At 65.3% G+C, this 16010-nt stretch carries 15 protein-coding genes; 8 read left to right on the top strand and 7 right to left on the bottom strand.

What is annotated here, in order from left to right; genetic code table 11:
* Positions 1–110: 110 nt before the first annotated feature.
* Both BM374_RS01775 and BM374_RS01770 read right to left on the bottom strand, forming a co-directional pair.
* Positions 111–1019, bottom strand: a complete 909-nt coding sequence (locus BM374_RS01775; RefSeq protein WP_092288867.1) for an NAD(P)-dependent oxidoreductase — start codon at positions 1017–1019, stop codon at positions 111–113.
* A 227-nt stretch (positions 1020–1246) separates the two neighbouring features.
* The gene (locus BM374_RS01770) at positions 1247–1630 is read right to left on the bottom strand and encodes a carboxymuconolactone decarboxylase family protein (protein ID WP_008567285.1); all 384 of its coding nucleotides are present in this window, start codon (positions 1628–1630) and stop codon (positions 1247–1249) included.
* A 172-nt stretch (positions 1631–1802) separates the two neighbouring features.
* On the opposite strand from BM374_RS01770, the gene BM374_RS01765 reads away from it, so the two are divergent.
* Entirely contained in the window at positions 1803–4421 is a 2619-nt protein-coding gene (locus tag BM374_RS01765; protein WP_092288866.1) for a TIGR02302 family protein, read from the top strand.
* A 280-nt stretch (positions 4422–4701) separates the two neighbouring features.
* On the opposite strand, the gene BM374_RS01760 is transcribed toward BM374_RS01765, so the two are convergent.
* Both BM374_RS01760 and BM374_RS01755 read right to left on the bottom strand, forming a co-directional pair.
* Positions 4702–5076: a response regulator gene (locus BM374_RS01760; RefSeq protein WP_092288865.1), complete on the bottom strand. Its 375-nt coding sequence runs from the start codon at positions 5074–5076 to the stop codon at positions 4702–4704.
* Between the two features lie 47 nt (positions 5077–5123).
* A complete protein-coding gene (locus BM374_RS01755) occupies positions 5124–6002 on the bottom strand; it encodes an MJ0042-type zinc finger domain-containing protein (protein ID WP_092288864.1) in 879 nt (292 codons plus the stop codon).
* 206 nt (positions 6003–6208) lie between these two features.
* Here BM374_RS01755 and ftsE point away from each other — a divergent pair, with 206 nt between their 5' ends.
* The 4 genes from ftsE (at position 6209) to BM374_RS01735 (ending at position 9403) form a co-directional block, all read left to right on the top strand.
* Positions 6209–6868, top strand: a complete 660-nt coding sequence (gene ftsE, locus BM374_RS01750) for a cell division ATP-binding protein FtsE (protein ID WP_092288863.1) — start codon at positions 6209–6211, stop codon at positions 6866–6868.
* A complete protein-coding gene (locus tag BM374_RS01745; RefSeq protein WP_092288862.1) occupies positions 6861–7829 on the top strand; it encodes a cell division protein FtsX in 969 nt (322 codons plus the stop codon). Before ftsE ends, BM374_RS01745 begins: the two co-directional genes overlap by 8 nt.
* A gap of 72 nt (positions 7830–7901) precedes the next feature.
* Positions 7902–8606, top strand: a complete 705-nt coding sequence (locus tag BM374_RS01740; RefSeq protein ID WP_092288861.1) for a YdcF family protein — start codon at positions 7902–7904, stop codon at positions 8604–8606.
* A gap of 23 nt (positions 8607–8629) precedes the next feature.
* A complete protein-coding gene (locus BM374_RS01735; RefSeq protein WP_092288860.1) occupies positions 8630–9403 on the top strand; it encodes a lysophospholipid acyltransferase family protein in 774 nt (257 codons plus the stop codon).
* Here the strand turns inward: BM374_RS01735 and BM374_RS01730 are convergent.
* Complete coding sequence (locus BM374_RS01730; RefSeq protein ID WP_177248044.1) at positions 9400–10011, bottom strand: gamma-glutamylcyclotransferase; 612 nt, start codon at positions 10009–10011, stop codon at positions 9400–9402. The genes BM374_RS01735 and BM374_RS01730 overlap by 4 nt on opposite strands.
* Before the next feature lie 110 nt (positions 10012–10121).
* Between BM374_RS01730 and BM374_RS01725 the strand changes: the two genes are divergently transcribed.
* The 3 genes from BM374_RS01725 to BM374_RS01710 all read left to right on the top strand — a co-directional run bounded on the left by BM374_RS01725 (position 10122) and on the right by BM374_RS01710 (position 13959).
* Positions 10122–11306, top strand: coding sequence for a DUF2125 domain-containing protein (locus tag BM374_RS01725; protein WP_092288858.1), 1185 nt, complete (start codon positions 10122–10124; stop codon positions 11304–11306).
* A 620-nt stretch (positions 11307–11926) separates the two neighbouring features.
* Positions 11927–13498 (top strand): hypothetical protein, encoded by a 1572-nt coding sequence (locus BM374_RS01715; RefSeq protein WP_177248043.1) that lies wholly within the window; start codon positions 11927–11929, stop codon positions 13496–13498.
* Between the two features lie 17 nt (positions 13499–13515).
* Positions 13516–13959, top strand: coding sequence for a hypothetical protein (locus tag BM374_RS01710; protein ID WP_092288857.1), 444 nt, complete (start codon positions 13516–13518; stop codon positions 13957–13959).
* Here BM374_RS01710 and BM374_RS01705 read toward each other — a convergent pair.
* The gene (locus BM374_RS01705) at positions 13956–14897 is read right to left on the bottom strand and encodes a prephenate/arogenate dehydrogenase family protein (RefSeq protein ID WP_092288856.1); all 942 of its coding nucleotides are present in this window, start codon (positions 14895–14897) and stop codon (positions 13956–13958) included. The genes BM374_RS01710 and BM374_RS01705 overlap by 4 nt on opposite strands.
* Positions 14894–15991 carry a histidinol-phosphate transaminase gene (gene hisC, locus BM374_RS01700; protein WP_092290118.1) on the bottom strand — a complete coding sequence of 366 codons (1098 nt, stop codon included), beginning with the start codon at positions 15989–15991 and terminating at the stop codon, positions 14894–14896. Before hisC ends, BM374_RS01705 begins: the two co-directional genes overlap by 4 nt.
* Positions 15992–16010 lie beyond the last annotated feature (19 nt).

The raw sequence follows: 16010 nt of genomic DNA, 5'->3' as shown, positions 1-16010 counted from the left end.
TTTATCGAGCGAAGTGGTAACTCCGAACCTTCGCCAAACTTCTCCCTGTGGCTGTGGGTCCCGGGCTCGCGCGACGCGCGCCCCGGGACGACGAGCGCCGCGAGATCGCGCTACTTCCCTGCCAACCCGCCGGTCTTTCCGCCGACCACGACACCCGCCTTCTTCTCGATCGGCTTGATTGCGGCCGTGAAATCGGACTCCGCGCCTTCCGCAGCTATCACGGTCTCCCAGAGACGCCCGACGGCATCCGCGACCTCCATCGACAGGCCGAGTTGCTTCATCTCCTCCAGCGCCAGCCGCACGTCCTTCACCATCAATCCGGTGGCGAAGCCGAAGTCGAACGTGCGCGGCAGCACGGAACGTGGAAACTTGTCGCGGCTCGCGGTGTTCATGCCCGAACCCGCATTGATGACGTCGATCATCACGGCGGGATCGAGCCCGGCCTTGACGCCCATCACCACCGCTTCCGACGTCGCCACGATCGCGGTCGCCGAGAGGAAATTGTTGGCGAGCTTCATGGTCTGCGCCGCGCCTGGTTTTTCGCCGATGAAGAACACCTTTCCGATCACATCGAGCGCAGGCTTGAGCAGCTCGAATTCCGCCTTCGGCCCTGACACCATGACCGCCAGCGTGCCTTTCTCGGCGCCGCCGACGCCTCCAGAGACCGGGCAGTCGATCTGCACGATGTTGCGCTTCGCCAGGAGAGCGTGAATCTTCGAAGCCATCTGCGAGCCCACGGTCGACAGATCGATGAAGCGTTTTGCGCGGCTGCCCTCGATCACGCCGTTCGCCCCCGTCGCGACCTCGAGCGATGCCTGCAGCGACGGCAGGCTCGCCATCACCGTCTCGACCTCGTCGGCCACGTCCCTGGGCGATGTCGCAGCGCTCGCGCCGCGCGCGACAAGCTTGTCGACGGCCTCCTTTCGGGTGTCGAACACGACGAGCTTGTGTCCAGCTTCGATCAGCCGCCGCGCCATGGGGAAACCCATGTTTCCGAGGCCGATAAATCCGATATCCATGGTGTTTCCTTGTTCTTTTCGTTGTTGTGAGAGTGCTCATTCCATCCCCACTGTCGTCCCGGACAAGCGCGCATCAAGCGCGTGCAGATCCGGGATCCATAACCCAGGGAGGAGTCGTTGCGCGAAAACGGTCACTCCAAATCCCGCTAACCACATCGGTCGGTGGTTATGGATCCCGGGCTCGCGCTTTGCGCGCCCCGGGATGACAAGTGGAGAGAGTTCGCTCATCACGCCTTCCCGTCGATCTCCGCGAACACCTCGCGCGCGATGCGAAAGCTGTCGACGGCCGCCGGCATGCCGCCATAGATCGCGACCTGCATCAGGATCTCGCGGATCTCGTCGCGGGTGACGCCGTTGGTGAGCGCGCCTTTCAGATGGGCGCGAAATTCGTGCTGGCGGTTGAGGATCGCGATCATCGCGATGTTGAGCATGCTGCGGGTCTTGCGCGGCAGCTCCTCGCGGCCCCACACCGTGCCCCAGCAATATTCGTTGAGCATCTCCTGGAACGGACGGTTGAAGTCGTCGACGTTCTTCAGCGCGTTGTTGACATAGGCCTCGCCCAGTACCGCTTTGCGGACTTCCAGGCCCTTGTCGTGCATCTTCTTGTCCATGGCGTCTCCTCTACGTCCCTTGCATTGGGGTGGCGGCGCGGAAATTACGGGGTTGCACCGGGCCAGTCACGTCCTCGTGTTATGCGGGAAAAGGGGTGTCTCCCGTACGGGAACGGATGCCTCAGTGCTGCCGTTGTGGTACGCTTCTCTACCGGGCAACCTGGAGAGTTGATTGAACGGTGTCACCCCCGACCCGTCAGACCCGATCCGCGCTGGCGATGCTCTGCCGCGGTTGAAGCTGGCGCAGGCCCTCAAGCGGTCCACTTATGCCATCGCATGGGAGCGTGCTTGGCCAGCCTTGGCTCGTGTTCTCACCGTTATCGGCCTGTTTCTGGCGCTGTCCTGGGCCGGTCTTTGGCTGGCGCTGCCCTCTGTTGCGCGCGCTACCGGTCTCGTTCTCTTTGCCGGGCTTGCCGTTGGCGCCTTGTTCCCCCTGATTCGCTTTCGTTGGCCGCGCCGCGAGGAGGCGCTCGCCCGCCTCGATCGCGGCTCCGGTATCCGCCACCGCCCCGCGACCACGCTGACGGATACGCTGAGCTCGCAGGACCCGATCGCGCAGGCCCTCTGGCAGGCGCAGCGCGAGCGCACCCTGGCCTCGCTCAAGCGCATCCGCGCCGGCTTGCCGCACCCGCGCCTTGCCATCCACGACCCCTGGGCGCTGCGCGCGTTGGTCATGGTGATGCTGGTCGCGACCTTCTTCGCCGCCGGCGACGAGCGTGCGATGCGGCTCGGTGCTGCCTTCGACTGGAACGGCGTGCTGGCGCCGACCAATGTCCGCGTCGATGCCTGGGTCACACCACCGCTCTATACCGGAAAACCGCCGGTGATCCTGTCGGCCGCCAACAAGGAGGCCGCAGCGCTTCCCGCCAGCGGCCCGCTCGCCGTGCCCGCCGGTTCGACCCTGATCGTGCGCTCCTCCGGCGGCAGCCTGGATGTCGTCGTGTCCGGCGGCCTCAAGGAAGTCGCACCCACGGAGGCCACGCCCAAGGGCACCAACGAGAAGCATTTTGCCATCGCCGGCGACGGCACCGCGCATGTTCGCGCGCCCTCGGGCCAGCCGCAATGGGTCTTTGCGGCGACGCCAGACCGCCCGCCGACGATCGCGCTCGCCAAGGATCCGGAGCGCCAGGCGCGCGGCGCACTTCAGCTCGTCTACAAGATCGAGGATGATTACGGCGTTACCGGCGCCGAGGCGCACGTGGCGACGCGTTCCGCCGATGCCGGCAAGGACGGCGATAACAGACAAGCGGCGCGGCCGCTGTTCCAGCCGCCGCAGTTTCCGCTGGTGCTGCCGAATGCGCGCACGCGTAACGGCGTCGGCCAGACGGTGAAGGATCTCAGTGAAGATCCCTATGCCGGCGCCGATGTCACGCTGACGCTGACCGCCAAGGACGAGGCCGGTAACGAAGCGAAGAGCGAACCGTTCAACATGCGCCTGCCCGAGCGGCTGTTTACGAAGCCCCTCGCACGTGCGCTGATCGAGCAGCGCCGCATTCTCGCGCTCGATGCCAACAAGAATTCCGAAGTCTATACCGCGCTCGACGCGCTGATGATTGCGCCCGAACTGTTCACGCAGGAGGCCGGGCAATATCTCGGCCTGTACAGCGTCGCGCACCAGCTCGAGGCGGCGCGCACCGACGAGGCGCTGCGGGAGGTCGTGGCGAGCCTGTGGGCGCTCGCCGTGACGATCGAGGACGGCAACATCTCCGACGTCGAGAAGGCGTTGCGCGCGGCTCAGGACGCGCTGAAGCAGGCACTGGAGCGCGGTGCCAGTGACGAGGAGATCAAGAAGCTCACGCAGGATTTGCGGGCGGCGTTGGACAATTTCATGCGCCAGCTCGCCGAGCAGTTCCGCAACAACAAGGATGCGCAGAATCTTGCGCGGCCGCTCGATCCGAACACCAAGATCCTGCGCCAGCAGGATCTCCAGAACATGATCGATCGCATGGAGCGCCTGTCGCGGTCCGGCGACAAGGACGCGGCCAAGCAGCTGCTCGAGCAGCTCCAGCAGATGCTGGAGGGCTTGCAGATGGCGCAGCCGGGACAGTCCGGCGAGAGCGACATGGAGCAGGCGCTCAACGAGCTCGGCGACATGATCCGCAAGCAGCAGCAATTGCGCGACAAGACCTACAAGCAGGGTCAGGATTCCCGGCGCGACCGCATGCGCGGCAAGCAGCAGCCGGGCGATCAGTCGATGTCGGATCTGCAGCAGGATCAGCAGGCACTGCGCGACCGCCTGAAGAAGCTCCAGGACGAAATGGCCAAGCGCGGCCTGTCGCAGAAGGGCCAGAAAGGCCAACAGGGTCAGAAGGGCCAGGAGGGACAGAAGGGCGATCAGGGCCAGCCCGGCCAGGACGGCGATCAGGATGCCGACCAGGGTGATGATGACGGCGGGCTCGATTCCGCCGACAGCGCCATGGGCGACGCTGGTTCGAAGCTCGGCGAGGGCAATGCCGACGGTGCCGTGGATTCCCAGGGCAAGGCGCTGGATGCGATGCGCAAGGGTGCGCAGAAGATGGCCGAAGCGATGCAGCAGGGTGACGGCGACGGCCAGGGCGATGGTCCCGGCAATCGCGCCGGGCGCCAGCAGAGCGGCGGCAACCAGACCGATCCGCTTGGCCGGCCGTTGCACGGCCGCGAATTCGGCGACGATTACACCGTCAAGATTCCTGGCGAGATCGACGTCCAGCGCGTGCGTCGCATCCTCGAAGAACTCCGCCGCCGCCTCGGAGACCCCTCGCGTCCACAGATCGAGCTGGACTATATCGAGCGGCTGCTGAAGGATTTTTGAGGGCGACTCTCTCGTCGCATCCGCGCAAAATTGCCGTGCAATTTTGTCGCGAGCTCCTCGCGATCACCGTGTGGAGACTTTGCTCACCAATCTATCCCCGTCACCCCGCGCAACGGCGAAGCCGTTGTCGCTGGAGGTGCTCGCCTCTTCGGCCAGCCTCGAAGGGCGACGGCCCGGCTGCATCGGGGCCGCGCATCCTTCGAGGCTCCCGGCGCGATGCTTTCGCATCGGCCGCTCGCACCTCGGGATGACGGATCGAGACCGCCGATTTATTAGAGCCTCAGCCCTTCTTCGCCGCTAGCGCATCCGCAACTGCCGAGCGGATATCCGCGACCGAGAACGGCTTGGTCACGACGTCATGCACCAGCGTATTGAGGTTCGAGGCGCGCTCGCGCTGATCGGCAAAACCCGTCATCAGCAAGATGGTCAGGTCGGGAAAATCGCGCGCGGCGGCGAGTGCGAGCGCGATGCCGTCCATGACGGGCATCTGGATGTCGGTGAGCAGCAGGTCGAATGCGCCGTCCTCACGGATCAGGATCTCGAGCGCTTCGGCGCCGTCCTGTGCGGTGACCGTCTCGTGGCCGTCCATGGCGATGGCGCGCGCCACCAACTGGCGCATCGAATCCTCGTCATCGGCGATCAAGACTTTGGGCATGAGACCAACCTTGGGACCAAACTCCGGTGCGGTCCTCGCGAGCCTGATTATACGCTGCCGCCGGCAATGTCGCGCCGGTTGAAGAAGCGAACGTCGATATTGCGGCCCTCCGGGGGCGGCGAGGCCAGACGCGAGCGGAAGAAGGCGCGCTCGCCGGGTTGCAGCACGGTCTGCTCCAGCACGGAATTCCAAGCGTAGATCTCGGCACCTTGCGCGTCGCGCACGGCAAATCGCAGGCGCGGAATATCCAGCGGCTTCTTGCCCCGGCCGACGATCACGCCCTCGATCACCAGCACCTGCTTACCGTCCACTGTCTCGGTCGAGAGCTTAACGTCCTTGAAGGCGAGCCCGCGCAGGTTCACTTCCAGCCCGACCAGCTTGTAGAAGGCGGCCGTCTGCGGCAGCAGGCGGACCATGTCGCTGCGCCAGACCACCAGCGCCACAACCAGCGCGCCCATGGCAGCGCAGGCGGTCGGCAGGCCGAAATGGGATTTCTGCCTGATCACAGCAGGGGCCGGCCGGCTCACCTTTGCTCCGCGGCGACTGAACAGGTTGCGGAACCAGGATTGGTGTTGCGCACCGACGACTTCCTCCTCGGCCGCTCGCGCTGCCGCTGACCACTCGTCCTCGGTCTCCGTGGCATCCTCGGTTGGCCAGTCACTGGCAATCGAGGGGCTCTCGACCACCGGGGTGTCGGCGGTGCCATCGTCCTTGGCGTAGGAGTTCCATTGCTCGGCGAGGTCCGACTGGTCCTCGGCCTGTCCGGTTGCGGCCATGGCCCGCACGGCCGCCTCCTCAATGGCATCCTCGGGGTGCGCGATCCAGGTCTCCTTGCAGCGGGAGCAGCGAACCGTCCGCCCATTGGCTCCAAGGCTCGCAAGCTTGATGGCGTAGGATGTCGTACAATGCGGGCAGACAATGTGCATGGACGCCTCGACGATGGGCCCTGTCGCGCGGAACCGGGCGCCAAGGATATTCCCAAGAAGAAGTGCTTCTAAGGATGCTGCCGGGGATGCTACAGGCCGACCGTTAACGAACCGGAAACCATACCGGTCGCACAACCTGTTGGTCGCATGCGGCGAGACCTCGCTGGCCGCGCGGCCTGGCGTCCCCTCCTCGAACGGAGCTGAGCTTGGTTCGGTTCGAAAATGTCGGATTACGCTACGGTCTGGGGCCGGAGATCCTGCGCGACCTCAGTTTCCAGATCCCGGCGCATTCGTTTCAATTCCTGACCGGCCCGTCCGGCGCCGGCAAGACATCGTTGCTGCGCCTGTTGTTCCTGTCGCATCGGCCGACGCGCGGCCTCGTCAATCTGTTCGGTCACGACGTTTCCCAGCTCGGCAAGGATGAGATCGCCGATTTGCGCAAGCGCATCGGCATCGTGCTCCAGGATTTCCGTCTGCTCGACCACATGACCACCTATGAGAACGTCGCATTGCCGTTTCGCGTCATGGGCCGCAGTGAATCGAGCTATCGCAAGGAGGTCATTGACCTGTTGCGCTGGGTCGGCCTCGGCGACCGCATGGATGCGCTGCCGCCGATCCTGTCGGGCGGAGAGAAGCAGCGCGCCGCGATCGCGCGCGCGGTGATCTCGCGGCCGCAACTCCTGCTCGCGGACGAGCCGACCGGCAGCGTCGATCCGACGCTCGGGCGGCGCTTGCTGCGGCTCTTCATCGAGCTCAACAAATCAGGCACGGCCGTCATCATCGCGACCCATGACATCGCGCTGATGGACCAATACGAAGCGCGCCGCTTCGTGCTGCACCAGGGGCGATTGCACGTCTATGAGTAGGACCGACCAGCGCGGCGTATTGGTCGACCTCGGACAGGAGCGTCCGCCGCTGCCGGCCAAGGCGCGCAACCTGTCGCCGATCGTGCCGCGCGCCTCGATCCACGGCCGCGCGCTGGTTGCTGTTGTCGCCATCATGACCTTCCTGGCCTCGATGACGACGGGCGCGGTGCTGCTGGTCAGCGCCTCGGCCGCGGAGTGGCAGTCGGATGTCGCGAGCGAGATCACCATCCAGGTCCGACCGCAATCGGGGCGCGACATCGAGCGCGACACCGCCGCGGTCACCGAGGCGATCCGCGCGCAAGCGGGCATCGTCGAGGTCAAGCCGTTCACCAAGGAGGAGAGCGGCAAGCTGCTCGAGCCCTGGCTTGGCACCGGGCTGTCGATGGACGATCTGCCGGTGCCGCGCATGATCATCGCGCGCGTGCAGCCGGGCACGTCGCTCGATCTCGGCGCCTTGCGCGCTCGGGTGACCCAGGTGGCGCCAAGCGCCAGCGTCGACGATCATCGCGCCTGGATCGAACGAATGCGATCGATGACCAACGCCACCGTGCTTGCCGGCATCGGCATCCTCGCGCTCGTCATCGTCGCGACCATCATCTCGGTCTCGTTCGCGACGCGCGGTGCGATGGCGGCGAACCGTCCGATCGTCGAGGTCCTGCATTTTGTGGGCGCCGGTGACCGCTACATCGCCAATCATTTCCTGCGGCATTTCCTCAGGCTCGGCCTCGAAGGCGGCGTCATCGGCGGCGGCGTCGCCATGCTGCTGTTCGGCTTCTCCGAGTCGATCGCCGGCTGGTTCTCCGGTACGCCGGTCGGCGACCAGTTCGCTGCCTTGCTCGGCACATTCTCGCTGCGACCCTCCGGCTATGTCGTGCTCGCGGTACAGGCCGTGCTGATCGGGGCGATCACCGCCGTCGCCTCGCGCCAGACGCTGTTCGCGACGCTGAATGATGTGGATTGAGCCCGATAAACCGGACTCCACTTCGCCTCAAAACGTCTTAAAATAACTCGGGGAAGGGATCACCGACATCATATGACCTCGCCGACCGACGATCGATCGCCGAAACTGCCGCGCGGCTGGCTCCGCGCGACCGTCGTGTCGACGATTGCGGTCGCCTTCGTCGGCGCGGCGGCCGGCTTCGTCGCGTTCCTGGCGCAACTGCGCGGTGCCGAGATTGCCCCTAGCCGCAAGGCCGACGGCATCGTGGTCCTGACCGGCGGCTCCTCGCGGGTGACGGATGCGATGGAGCTGCTGGCAGCCGGATACGGCAAGCGGCTCCTGATTTCGGGGGTGCACCCGACTTCGACCGCGAGCGACATCTCCCGGACACTTCCCGAGAACCAGTCGTTCATGACCTGCTGCGTCGATCTCGACCGCACCGCGCTCACGACCCGCGGCAACGCCGCGGAGGCGCGGCGCTGGGCCGAGCGGCGCGGCTTCAAATCGCTGATCGTGGTGACCTCGAATTATCACATGCCGCGCGCGCTGGTGGAATTCTCGCATGCAATGCCGGAAACAGCGCTGATCCCGTTCGCCGTGGTTGGTGACAAATGGCGCGAAGAGCCCTGGTGGACCTCGGCCTCGACGCTGCGGCTGCTCCTGTCCGAATATGTCAAGTACATTGCCGCGGAGCTCAGGGTCCGGCTGGAAGATTTCGGGATTGACCTTTCGCCTGAGATATCGGAGCAGCCTGCGGGCCTGCAATCCAGGCGGCCTGCCACCGCGCAGGCGAATTGATCGGCAAATCTAACGGATCGTCGATGTTTTTGATTTTCCTGCGTTCGCTCGTGTTCAACGTGCTGTTCTACACCGTGCTGGTGTGCCTCGCGATCGTGGCGCTGCCGACTTTCGCATTGCCGCCGCGCGCCATGCTGACGGTTGCGGAGTGGTGGGCGAAGGCGACGCTTTTTCTGATGCGCGTGATCTGCAACATCAAGGTGGAATTCCGCGGCGTCGAGAAGATCCCGGCGGGACCGCTGGTGATCGTGGCAAAACACCAATCGTTCTGGGAAACCTTCGTGTTGCCTGGCTTCTTCGATCGCCCGATCTTCATCCTCAAGCGCCAGCTCATGCAGATCCCGGTGTTTGGCCAGTTCCTGGTCAAGACCGGAATGATCGCGATCGATCGCAATGCCGGTGTAAAGGCGCTGCTGGACATGACGCGGCGCGCCCGCGAGGCGGTGCGCGCCGGTGGCCAGCTCGTGATATTTCCGGAAGGCACGCGTCGGGCGCCGGGCGCCCCGCCGAACTACAAGACCGGTTTTGCGCAGATCTATTCGTCCTGCGGCGTGCAGTGCCTGCCGATCGCCCTCAATTCCGGCCTGTTCTGGCCGCGCCGCACGTTCATGCGTTATCCCGGCACGCTGGTGGTGGAGTTTCTCGATCCGCTGCCGCAGGGTCTGCCCAAGGACGAGTTTCTCACGCGCGTGCAGACGGCCATCGAAGACGCGACCGGCCGGCTCGTCGAGGCAGGCCGCAGGGAGCAGGAACAGTTGATGGGCAGCGCGCCGAGCTACGCTCCGTCGGAGAGCTAACGGTTCTCTCGATTGTCCGTCGAAGCGCGCGCGTGCAGCGAATGTCCCTCGCCATGCAGCATTGTCGCGAGCTGATGCAGCTGCGCGTCGCGAAAGCCTTCGGCCTCGATCGCCTTCACGGTCGCGGTCACATAATCGCGGTTGGCGCCGGACTGGCCGTGGCCTTGGACGACATGGCGGTGCTGATCTGCGAGCGACAGCCGTCCGGCATATTGGACATGGCCGCGGTCGACCACATAGGTAAGCGCGGAGACGCGCTGCCGCGCATCGTTCTCCAGCCACACCGAGCGCATCACCTCGCGATAGACCGACGTCACCTGCTCGCGCTCCCGCAAATAGGCAACCACGTCCGCACGGTTCTTTTCGGCGACGCGGAAGGCGATTCCGCGGCAGGCGCCGCCACGGTCGAGTCCCAGCACCAGGCCCGGCTGCTCCGGCGTGCCGCGATGGACGAAGGAATAGACGCAGAGCGCGCGATGCTCGCCGACCAGCCGCGCCGGGACGCGCTCCTCGAATGCGAAGCCCGGCCGCCACATCAGCGAGCCGTAGCCGAACACCCAGAGATCGCCCTTGGCAGATGTGACGGAGGGGAGGGTAATTTCCGACATTTCGGGCACGGCTACCAGAAGCAGAGGCCCAAGCGAAGCGAATTCTCCGCCTTTTGTCCGGGGCAAACCCCGCTTACATTTGACAAAATCTGGGGTCAAAGGGTCGCCGCATGTCCGATATGACGATTGCCAGAGGCCGGCGCTCCCGTTGGGGGCTCTTCATTGCCCCCCTTCTCCTGCTGATCCTTGCGGCCGCCTGGAGCGGCTTCTGGTTCTATGCGGCATCACAGGCCGAGACCGCGGCCGATGCCTGGCGCGCGCAGGAAGCCAAGGCCGGCCGCATCTATGACTGCGCCAAGCGGTCGATCGCGGGTTTCCCGTTCCGCTTCGAGGTGCAGTGCTCCGGCGCCAGCGTCGCTCTGGTCTCGCAGAATGCGAGCAAGACGCCGTTCACGGCCAAGCTCGACAATATTCTGGTTCTGGCGCAGGTCTACGATCCCAAGCACGTCATCGCCGAGTTTTCCGCGCCGGCCACGCTGACCGATGGCGTCACGCAAAACACCTTCGTGGTGAACTGGAGCAAGGGCGAAACCAGCGTGATCGGCTTGCCGGCCGTGCCGGAGCGCGCCTCCATCGTGTTCGACGATCCCAGCCTCAACAGGATGAATGGCTCGGTCCAGGTGCCGCTCGCGCGCGCCAGGCAGATTGAGCTGCACGGGCGCCTTGCCGACGGCTCGACCTCCGATCATCCGGTGATCGAGACCGTGCTCCACGTCGCGCAAGGCAGCATCCAGGGCGTTCATCCCCTGCTCGCCGAGCCGTTCGAGGCGGATACGCGCGCGAAGATTGCCGGGCTCACCGACCTCACGCCAAAACCCTGGCCGCAGCGCTTTCGCGAAATTCAGGCCGCCGGCGGTCATATCGAGATCGTGCAGTCGCGGATCCAGCAGGGTGAGATGATCGCGGTCGCGGCCGGCACGCTGGGGCTCTCGGCCAACGGTCGATTGGACGGCGAATTGCAGATGACGGTGACCGGTCTCGAGCGGGTGATTCCGGCGCTCGGCATCGAGAAGATGCTGGAAGAGGGTGTGCCGCAGGCGACGCTCGATCGCGTCGCGCCCGGCGTCAAAACGCAGGACCTCAACAATCTGTTCGGTGCGCTCGACCGCGCCATTCCCGGCCTCGGCAAGGTCATCAAGCAGAACGCCAATGCCGGGGTTGCCGCCGGCATCAATTCGATCGGCACCGAGAGCACGCTCGAAGGCAAGAAGGCGAGAAGCTTCCCGCTGAGATTCGTCGACGGCGCGGTGCTGCTCGGCCCCGTCAAGGTCGGCGAGATCCCGCCGCTGTACTGATCCGCGCTCACGGCGCCTTCGCGTCAACGTGATGACGTGGCGGCTTCGCACCGGGAATGCGAAGCCGCGATCTCTGCTCTCTTTCCATGTCGGCCGTACGGTGAAGCGGGCCGCTCAGGCAGGAGAGATATCATGACCACATCCAAACTGTTCGTTGCTGCCATCGCCTTGGCGACGCCTGCGTTCGCGCAGTCGCAGTCGCAGGAGCCGGCTGCCTACGAAGCCAGTGCCCGAACGGCCACCGTAATCTGGCGAGCCCGGCGACGCGCGCCAGCGTGGCTTACGTGCCTTCTGCGAAATCACCGCGCCCCACGGTGATCCGCGCGACCAAGGGCAAATAGCCGCCATCCCCCTTGAGACCTAGCGCGTCGCGGAGTTGGGCCCGGCCATGTCCCGGCCGGGCCCAACGCACGCTGCGTCATCTGCGCGGTCATTGCGCGCGTGCGGATCGGTCGAGCGATGCAAATATTCCGGACATGAACGTCAGAAAAACGTGATGCAGAAGTTGCGCCGGCCGGCGAATAATTGCGGCCGCATTCAAATCACTCCACACCAGGGAAGCATGCACGCGCCGGGGGCGCAACGATCAGGATCGGCTTCCCAAGTGGAGGGAGGCTTACGTGCGGATCATCACTCGCGGACTCATGCTGGGAGTACTCGCTGCCTGTTCGGGACAGGCGCGTGCCGACGACAATGTTGCAACTGAAATCCAGGCGCTGAAGGCCAAGCTGAAGGAGCTGCAGCAGAAGGTCGATTCGGAGGCGCGCAAGACGCGTCAGGTCGAAGCAGCGCAGACGAGGGTCGTGTCGATGCCGGCGACCTTCAAGGCGCTGCCCATCGATCCCTGCGCGGCCGGCAAGATCTGCTACAAGGGCATCACGCTGACATTCGGCGGCTGGGTCGATCTCACCGGGATCTACCGCTCGCGCAACATCGCCTCCGACACCGGCTCGGTCTACAATTTCATCCCCTATCCCCAGGCCCACAATTTCTTTGTCCCGGAGACCCGGTTCTCAGCGCGCCAGAGCAGGTTCTCGGTGCTGGCCGAAGGCAACGCCGACGCCGATACGCATCTCGCCGGCTACGGCGAAATCGACTTCGAGGGCGCGGCGCAGACGGCGAGCTCGGTGGCCACCAACTCCTTCAATCCGCGCATGCGGCAGCTCAGTCTCGAGGTCGACCGAACCGATCTCGGCCTGCACTTCCTCGCGGGACAATCCTGGTCGCTGAATGCGCCGACCAAGTCGGGCATCGATCCCCGCGGCATTGACGCGCCTGGTGTGATCGACTTCGAATCCGTTCCGGGACTTCTGGCGGCACGCCAGCCAGGTCTGCGCGTCTGGAAGGATATCGGACCCGAGTTCAAGCTCGCCGCGTCCGTCGAAAATCCGCAGACCGCGTTTTTCGGCGGCAACACGCCGGCAGTCGGTACGCCCGCGGTGGGCCCGCAGGGCGTGCTCAACCCGAATCTCCAGGTCAATCTGACCGGGCCGGGCGGCAGCTTCTTCAACAACCTCAACAATGTCAGCTTGAACCAGGTGCCTGACGTGACCGTCAAGGCGGCGTGGGATCCCCGGCTCGGGCCCTACAAGCTGCATGTCGAGGCCTGGGCGCTCTATCGCCAGCTGTTCGATCGCTTCAACGGCGCCAACCACACGTACGATACCGGCAGCTTCGGCGGCCACGTCTTCGCCGAGCTGATTCCGAAGACCCTCGATCTCCAGCTCTACGGCGCGCATGGCGTGCTCGGCCGCTTCACGGCGACGCCGTTCCCCGACGCCGCATTGGCGCAGGACGGCACGGTGCTGCCGCTGACGATCACGGCGGCCGCGGCCGGCCTGATCTGGCACGCAACGCCGAGCCTCGATGTCTACAGCTACGCGGGTCTCGAAAAGGCCAAGGCCAATTTCGCCAATGTCGGTACGGTGCCGTTCGGTTACGGCAATCCGCTCTACAACAACACCGGCTGCTTCACCGAAAACGCGCCGGCTGCGAGCTGTAACGGCAATACCAAGGAAGTCCGGCAGGTCACCGCCGGCATCTACGACACCGTCTACCAGGGCAATTACGGCACGCTCAAAGCCGGCGTGCAGTACTCCTACACGCAGCGCTTCGCCTTCGCGGGCGTCGGCGGTGCCCCCAAGACCGACGACAACATCGTCATGACGCAGATCCGGTACTATCCGTTCTGATCTCCTGTGAGTGGCAATTGTCCGACGGTCTTCTGATCCTTCGGCTCGCGCACGTCCTCGCCCGGCTTGGCCTGGCGATGACGGGCGCGGTCGGCGCGACCTTCGTCTCCGCTTTGTTGATGCGGGCCGAGCTGCCCTGGTTCGACACCGTCGAGTTCACTGTGCTGCTGATCGCGCTCGGAATGATCGGCGCCTATCTCGGGATCGATATCCCGCGCTGGCCGCAGCTTCAGGCCGGCCCAGCGCATCGATGGCCCGCGATCGGTCTCGCCAGCGCCACCGGCACGTTTCTCGCGGCCGGAGCCGGCCTGCTCTCGCTCTATGCTTTCGTGATCGACGAGACATCCGATCCTGCCGGCAACCTGCTCTTCGGCGCCACGTGGATGCTGGGTGTGTGCATGCAGATCGGCGCCGGGCTCGCCGGCCGCCGCCAAATTGCGCGGGTCAAGAGCCGAAATTAGCCGGGTTTCTTGTCGAGCTGCCCGTGCTGGCGGCCGAAATCCGCGGCCGCCGAGTCCTGGCCGATCTCGACGATGCCGCGGCGGATGGCGCGGGTGCGGGTGAAATGGTCGAACAGCGCCTCGCCGTCGCCGCGTCGGATCGCGCGGGTGAGCTTGGCGAGATCCTCGGTGAAGGTGCCGAGCATCTCCAGCACGGCGTCCTTGTTGGCGAGGAAGACGTCGCGCCACATCGTCGGGTCGGAGGCCGCGATGCGGGTGAAGTCGCGGAAGCCGCCGGCGGAGAACTTGATCACCTCCGACTCCGTCACCTGCGCCAGCTCGTCGGCGGTGCCGACGATCGTGTAGGCGATCAGATGCGGCAGATGGCTGGTGATCGCGAGCACGAGATCATGATGATCCGGCGTCATCACCTCGACCTTGGCGCCCATCGCCGTCCAGAACGCGCGCAAATGCGCGGTGGCCGCGGCATCGACGCCTTCCGGCGGCGTCAATATGCACCACCGGTTGATGAAGAGCTCGGCGAAGCCGGAATCCGGCCCCGAATGCTCGGTGCCGGCGACGGGATGGGCCGGCACGAAATGAACGCTGTTCGGCAGATGCGGCGCCATGTCCCTGACCACTGCGCCCTTGACCGAGCCGACGTCGGAGATGATAGCGCCGGGCTTCAGATGCGCGGCGATCTCCTGTGCGACCTCGCCGCAGGCGCCGACGGGAATGCAGAGGATGACGAGATCGGCGTCCTTTACCGCTTCTGCATTGGTCGCCACGACCTGGTCGACGATACCGAGCTCGAGCACCCGCGCGCGCGTCTTCTCCGAGCGCGCGGTGGTGACGATCTCGCCGGCAAGGCCCTGGCGCTTCGCAGCGCGTGCGATCGAGCCGCCGATCAGGCCGAAGCCGATCAGTGCGACGCGCTGGAAGTGCACCTGCTCGCTCATTTGCCGGCCATGAAGTCGCGCAGGGCCTCGGCGACGAGGCGGTTGGCCTCCTCGGTGCCAATGGTCATGCGCAAGCAATGCGGCAGGCCGTAATTCTTCAGCGCGCGCAGCACGAGACCGCGTCTGGTGAGGAAGGCGTCGGCGTCATCAGCGGTCTTGCCCTTGACGCCCGGGAAGTGGATCAGCACGAAATTGGCGACGCTCGGCGTCACCTTCAGCCCGAGCTTGCCGATCTCCTCGGTGAGCCAGTTGCGCCAGGTCTCGGTGAACTGCTTCGACATCGCCTGGTGCGCGGTGTCCTCGATCGCGGCAACCGCGGCATACATCGCCGGCGTCGACACGTTGAAGGGACCGCGAATGCGGTTGACCGCGTCGATGATGTGCTCGGGGCCGAACATCCAGCCGACGCGCAGCGCCGCAAGGCCGTGGATCTTGGAGAAGGTGTGCGTCACCACCGTGTTCTCGGTGGTGGCGACCAGCTCGATTCCCATCTCGTAATCGTTGCGCGAGACGTAGTCGCAATAGGCGGCGTCGAGCACGAGCAGCACATGCGGCGGCAGGCCGGCGCGCAGGCGCTTGACCTCGTCGAACGGCAGATAGGTGCCGGTCGGGTTGTTGGGGTTGGCGAGCCAGATCAGCTTCGTGCGCGGCGTCACTGCTTTCAGGATGGCATCGACGTCGGCCGTGAGATTCTTCTCGGCCGCAACCACGTTCTTGGCGCCGACCGCCATGGTGGCGATCGGGTAGACCAGGAAGCCGTGCGTGGTCGAGATCGCCTCGTCGCCGTGGCTGAGATAGGTGTGGGCGAGCAGGTTGAGGATCTCATCCGATCCGGCGCCGCAGATGATGCGATTGGGGTCGAGGCCGAAGGAGCGGCCGATCGCCTCGCGCAGCACGCGCGAAGTTCCCTCCGGATAGTCTTCCAGATGATCCGCGACGTGCTTGAAGGCCTCGATCGCCTTGGGCGAGGGTCCGAACGGCGTCTCGTTGGCCGAGAGCTTGAACACCTTGCGGCCCGGCTCCGCCACCGGGCTCTTGCCGGGCGTGTAGGGCGCAATATCGAGAATGCCGGGGTTCGGCACGGGGCGGGACATCTTCAACTCCGAAAGTGGC

The organism is Bradyrhizobium sp. Ghvi (assembly GCF_900115265.1).
In the GTDB taxonomy this organism is placed as follows: domain Bacteria; phylum Pseudomonadota; class Alphaproteobacteria; order Rhizobiales; family Xanthobacteraceae; genus Bradyrhizobium.
Note: the sequence above shows the minus strand (reverse complement) of the source record. Positions and strands in the feature narration are given on the sequence as shown.

Coding starts and splice junctions, on each gene's coding strand:
- BM374_RS01775 (WP_092288867.1), bottom strand. CDS start 1,019: ATGGATATCGGATTTATCGGCCTCGGAAACATGGGTTTCCCCATGGCG.
- BM374_RS01770 (WP_008567285.1), bottom strand. CDS start 1,630: ATGGACAAGAAGATGCACGACAAGGGCCTGGAAGTCCGCAAAGCGGTA.
- BM374_RS01760 (WP_092288865.1), bottom strand. CDS start 5,076: ATGCCCAAAGTCTTGATCGCCGATGACGAGGATTCGATGCGCCAGTTG.
- BM374_RS01755 (WP_092288864.1), bottom strand. CDS start 6,002: ATGCACATTGTCTGCCCGCATTGTACGACATCCTACGCCATCAAGCTT.
- BM374_RS01745 (WP_092288862.1), top strand. CDS start 6,861: ATGAGTAGGACCGACCAGCGCGGCGTATTGGTCGACCTCGGACAGGAG.
- BM374_RS01740 (WP_092288861.1), top strand. CDS start 7,902: ATGACCTCGCCGACCGACGATCGATCGCCGAAACTGCCGCGCGGCTGG.
- BM374_RS01735 (WP_092288860.1), top strand. CDS start 8,630: ATGTTTTTGATTTTCCTGCGTTCGCTCGTGTTCAACGTGCTGTTCTAC.
- BM374_RS01730 (WP_177248044.1), bottom strand. CDS start 10,011: ATGTCGGAAATTACCCTCCCCTCCGTCACATCTGCCAAGGGCGATCTC.
- BM374_RS01725 (WP_092288858.1), top strand. CDS start 10,122: ATGTCCGATATGACGATTGCCAGAGGCCGGCGCTCCCGTTGGGGGCTC.
- BM374_RS01705 (WP_092288856.1), bottom strand. CDS start 14,897: ATGAGCGAGCAGGTGCACTTCCAGCGCGTCGCACTGATCGGCTTCGGC.
- hisC (WP_092290118.1), bottom strand. CDS start 15,991: ATGTCCCGCCCCGTGCCGAACCCCGGCATTCTCGATATTGCGCCCTAC.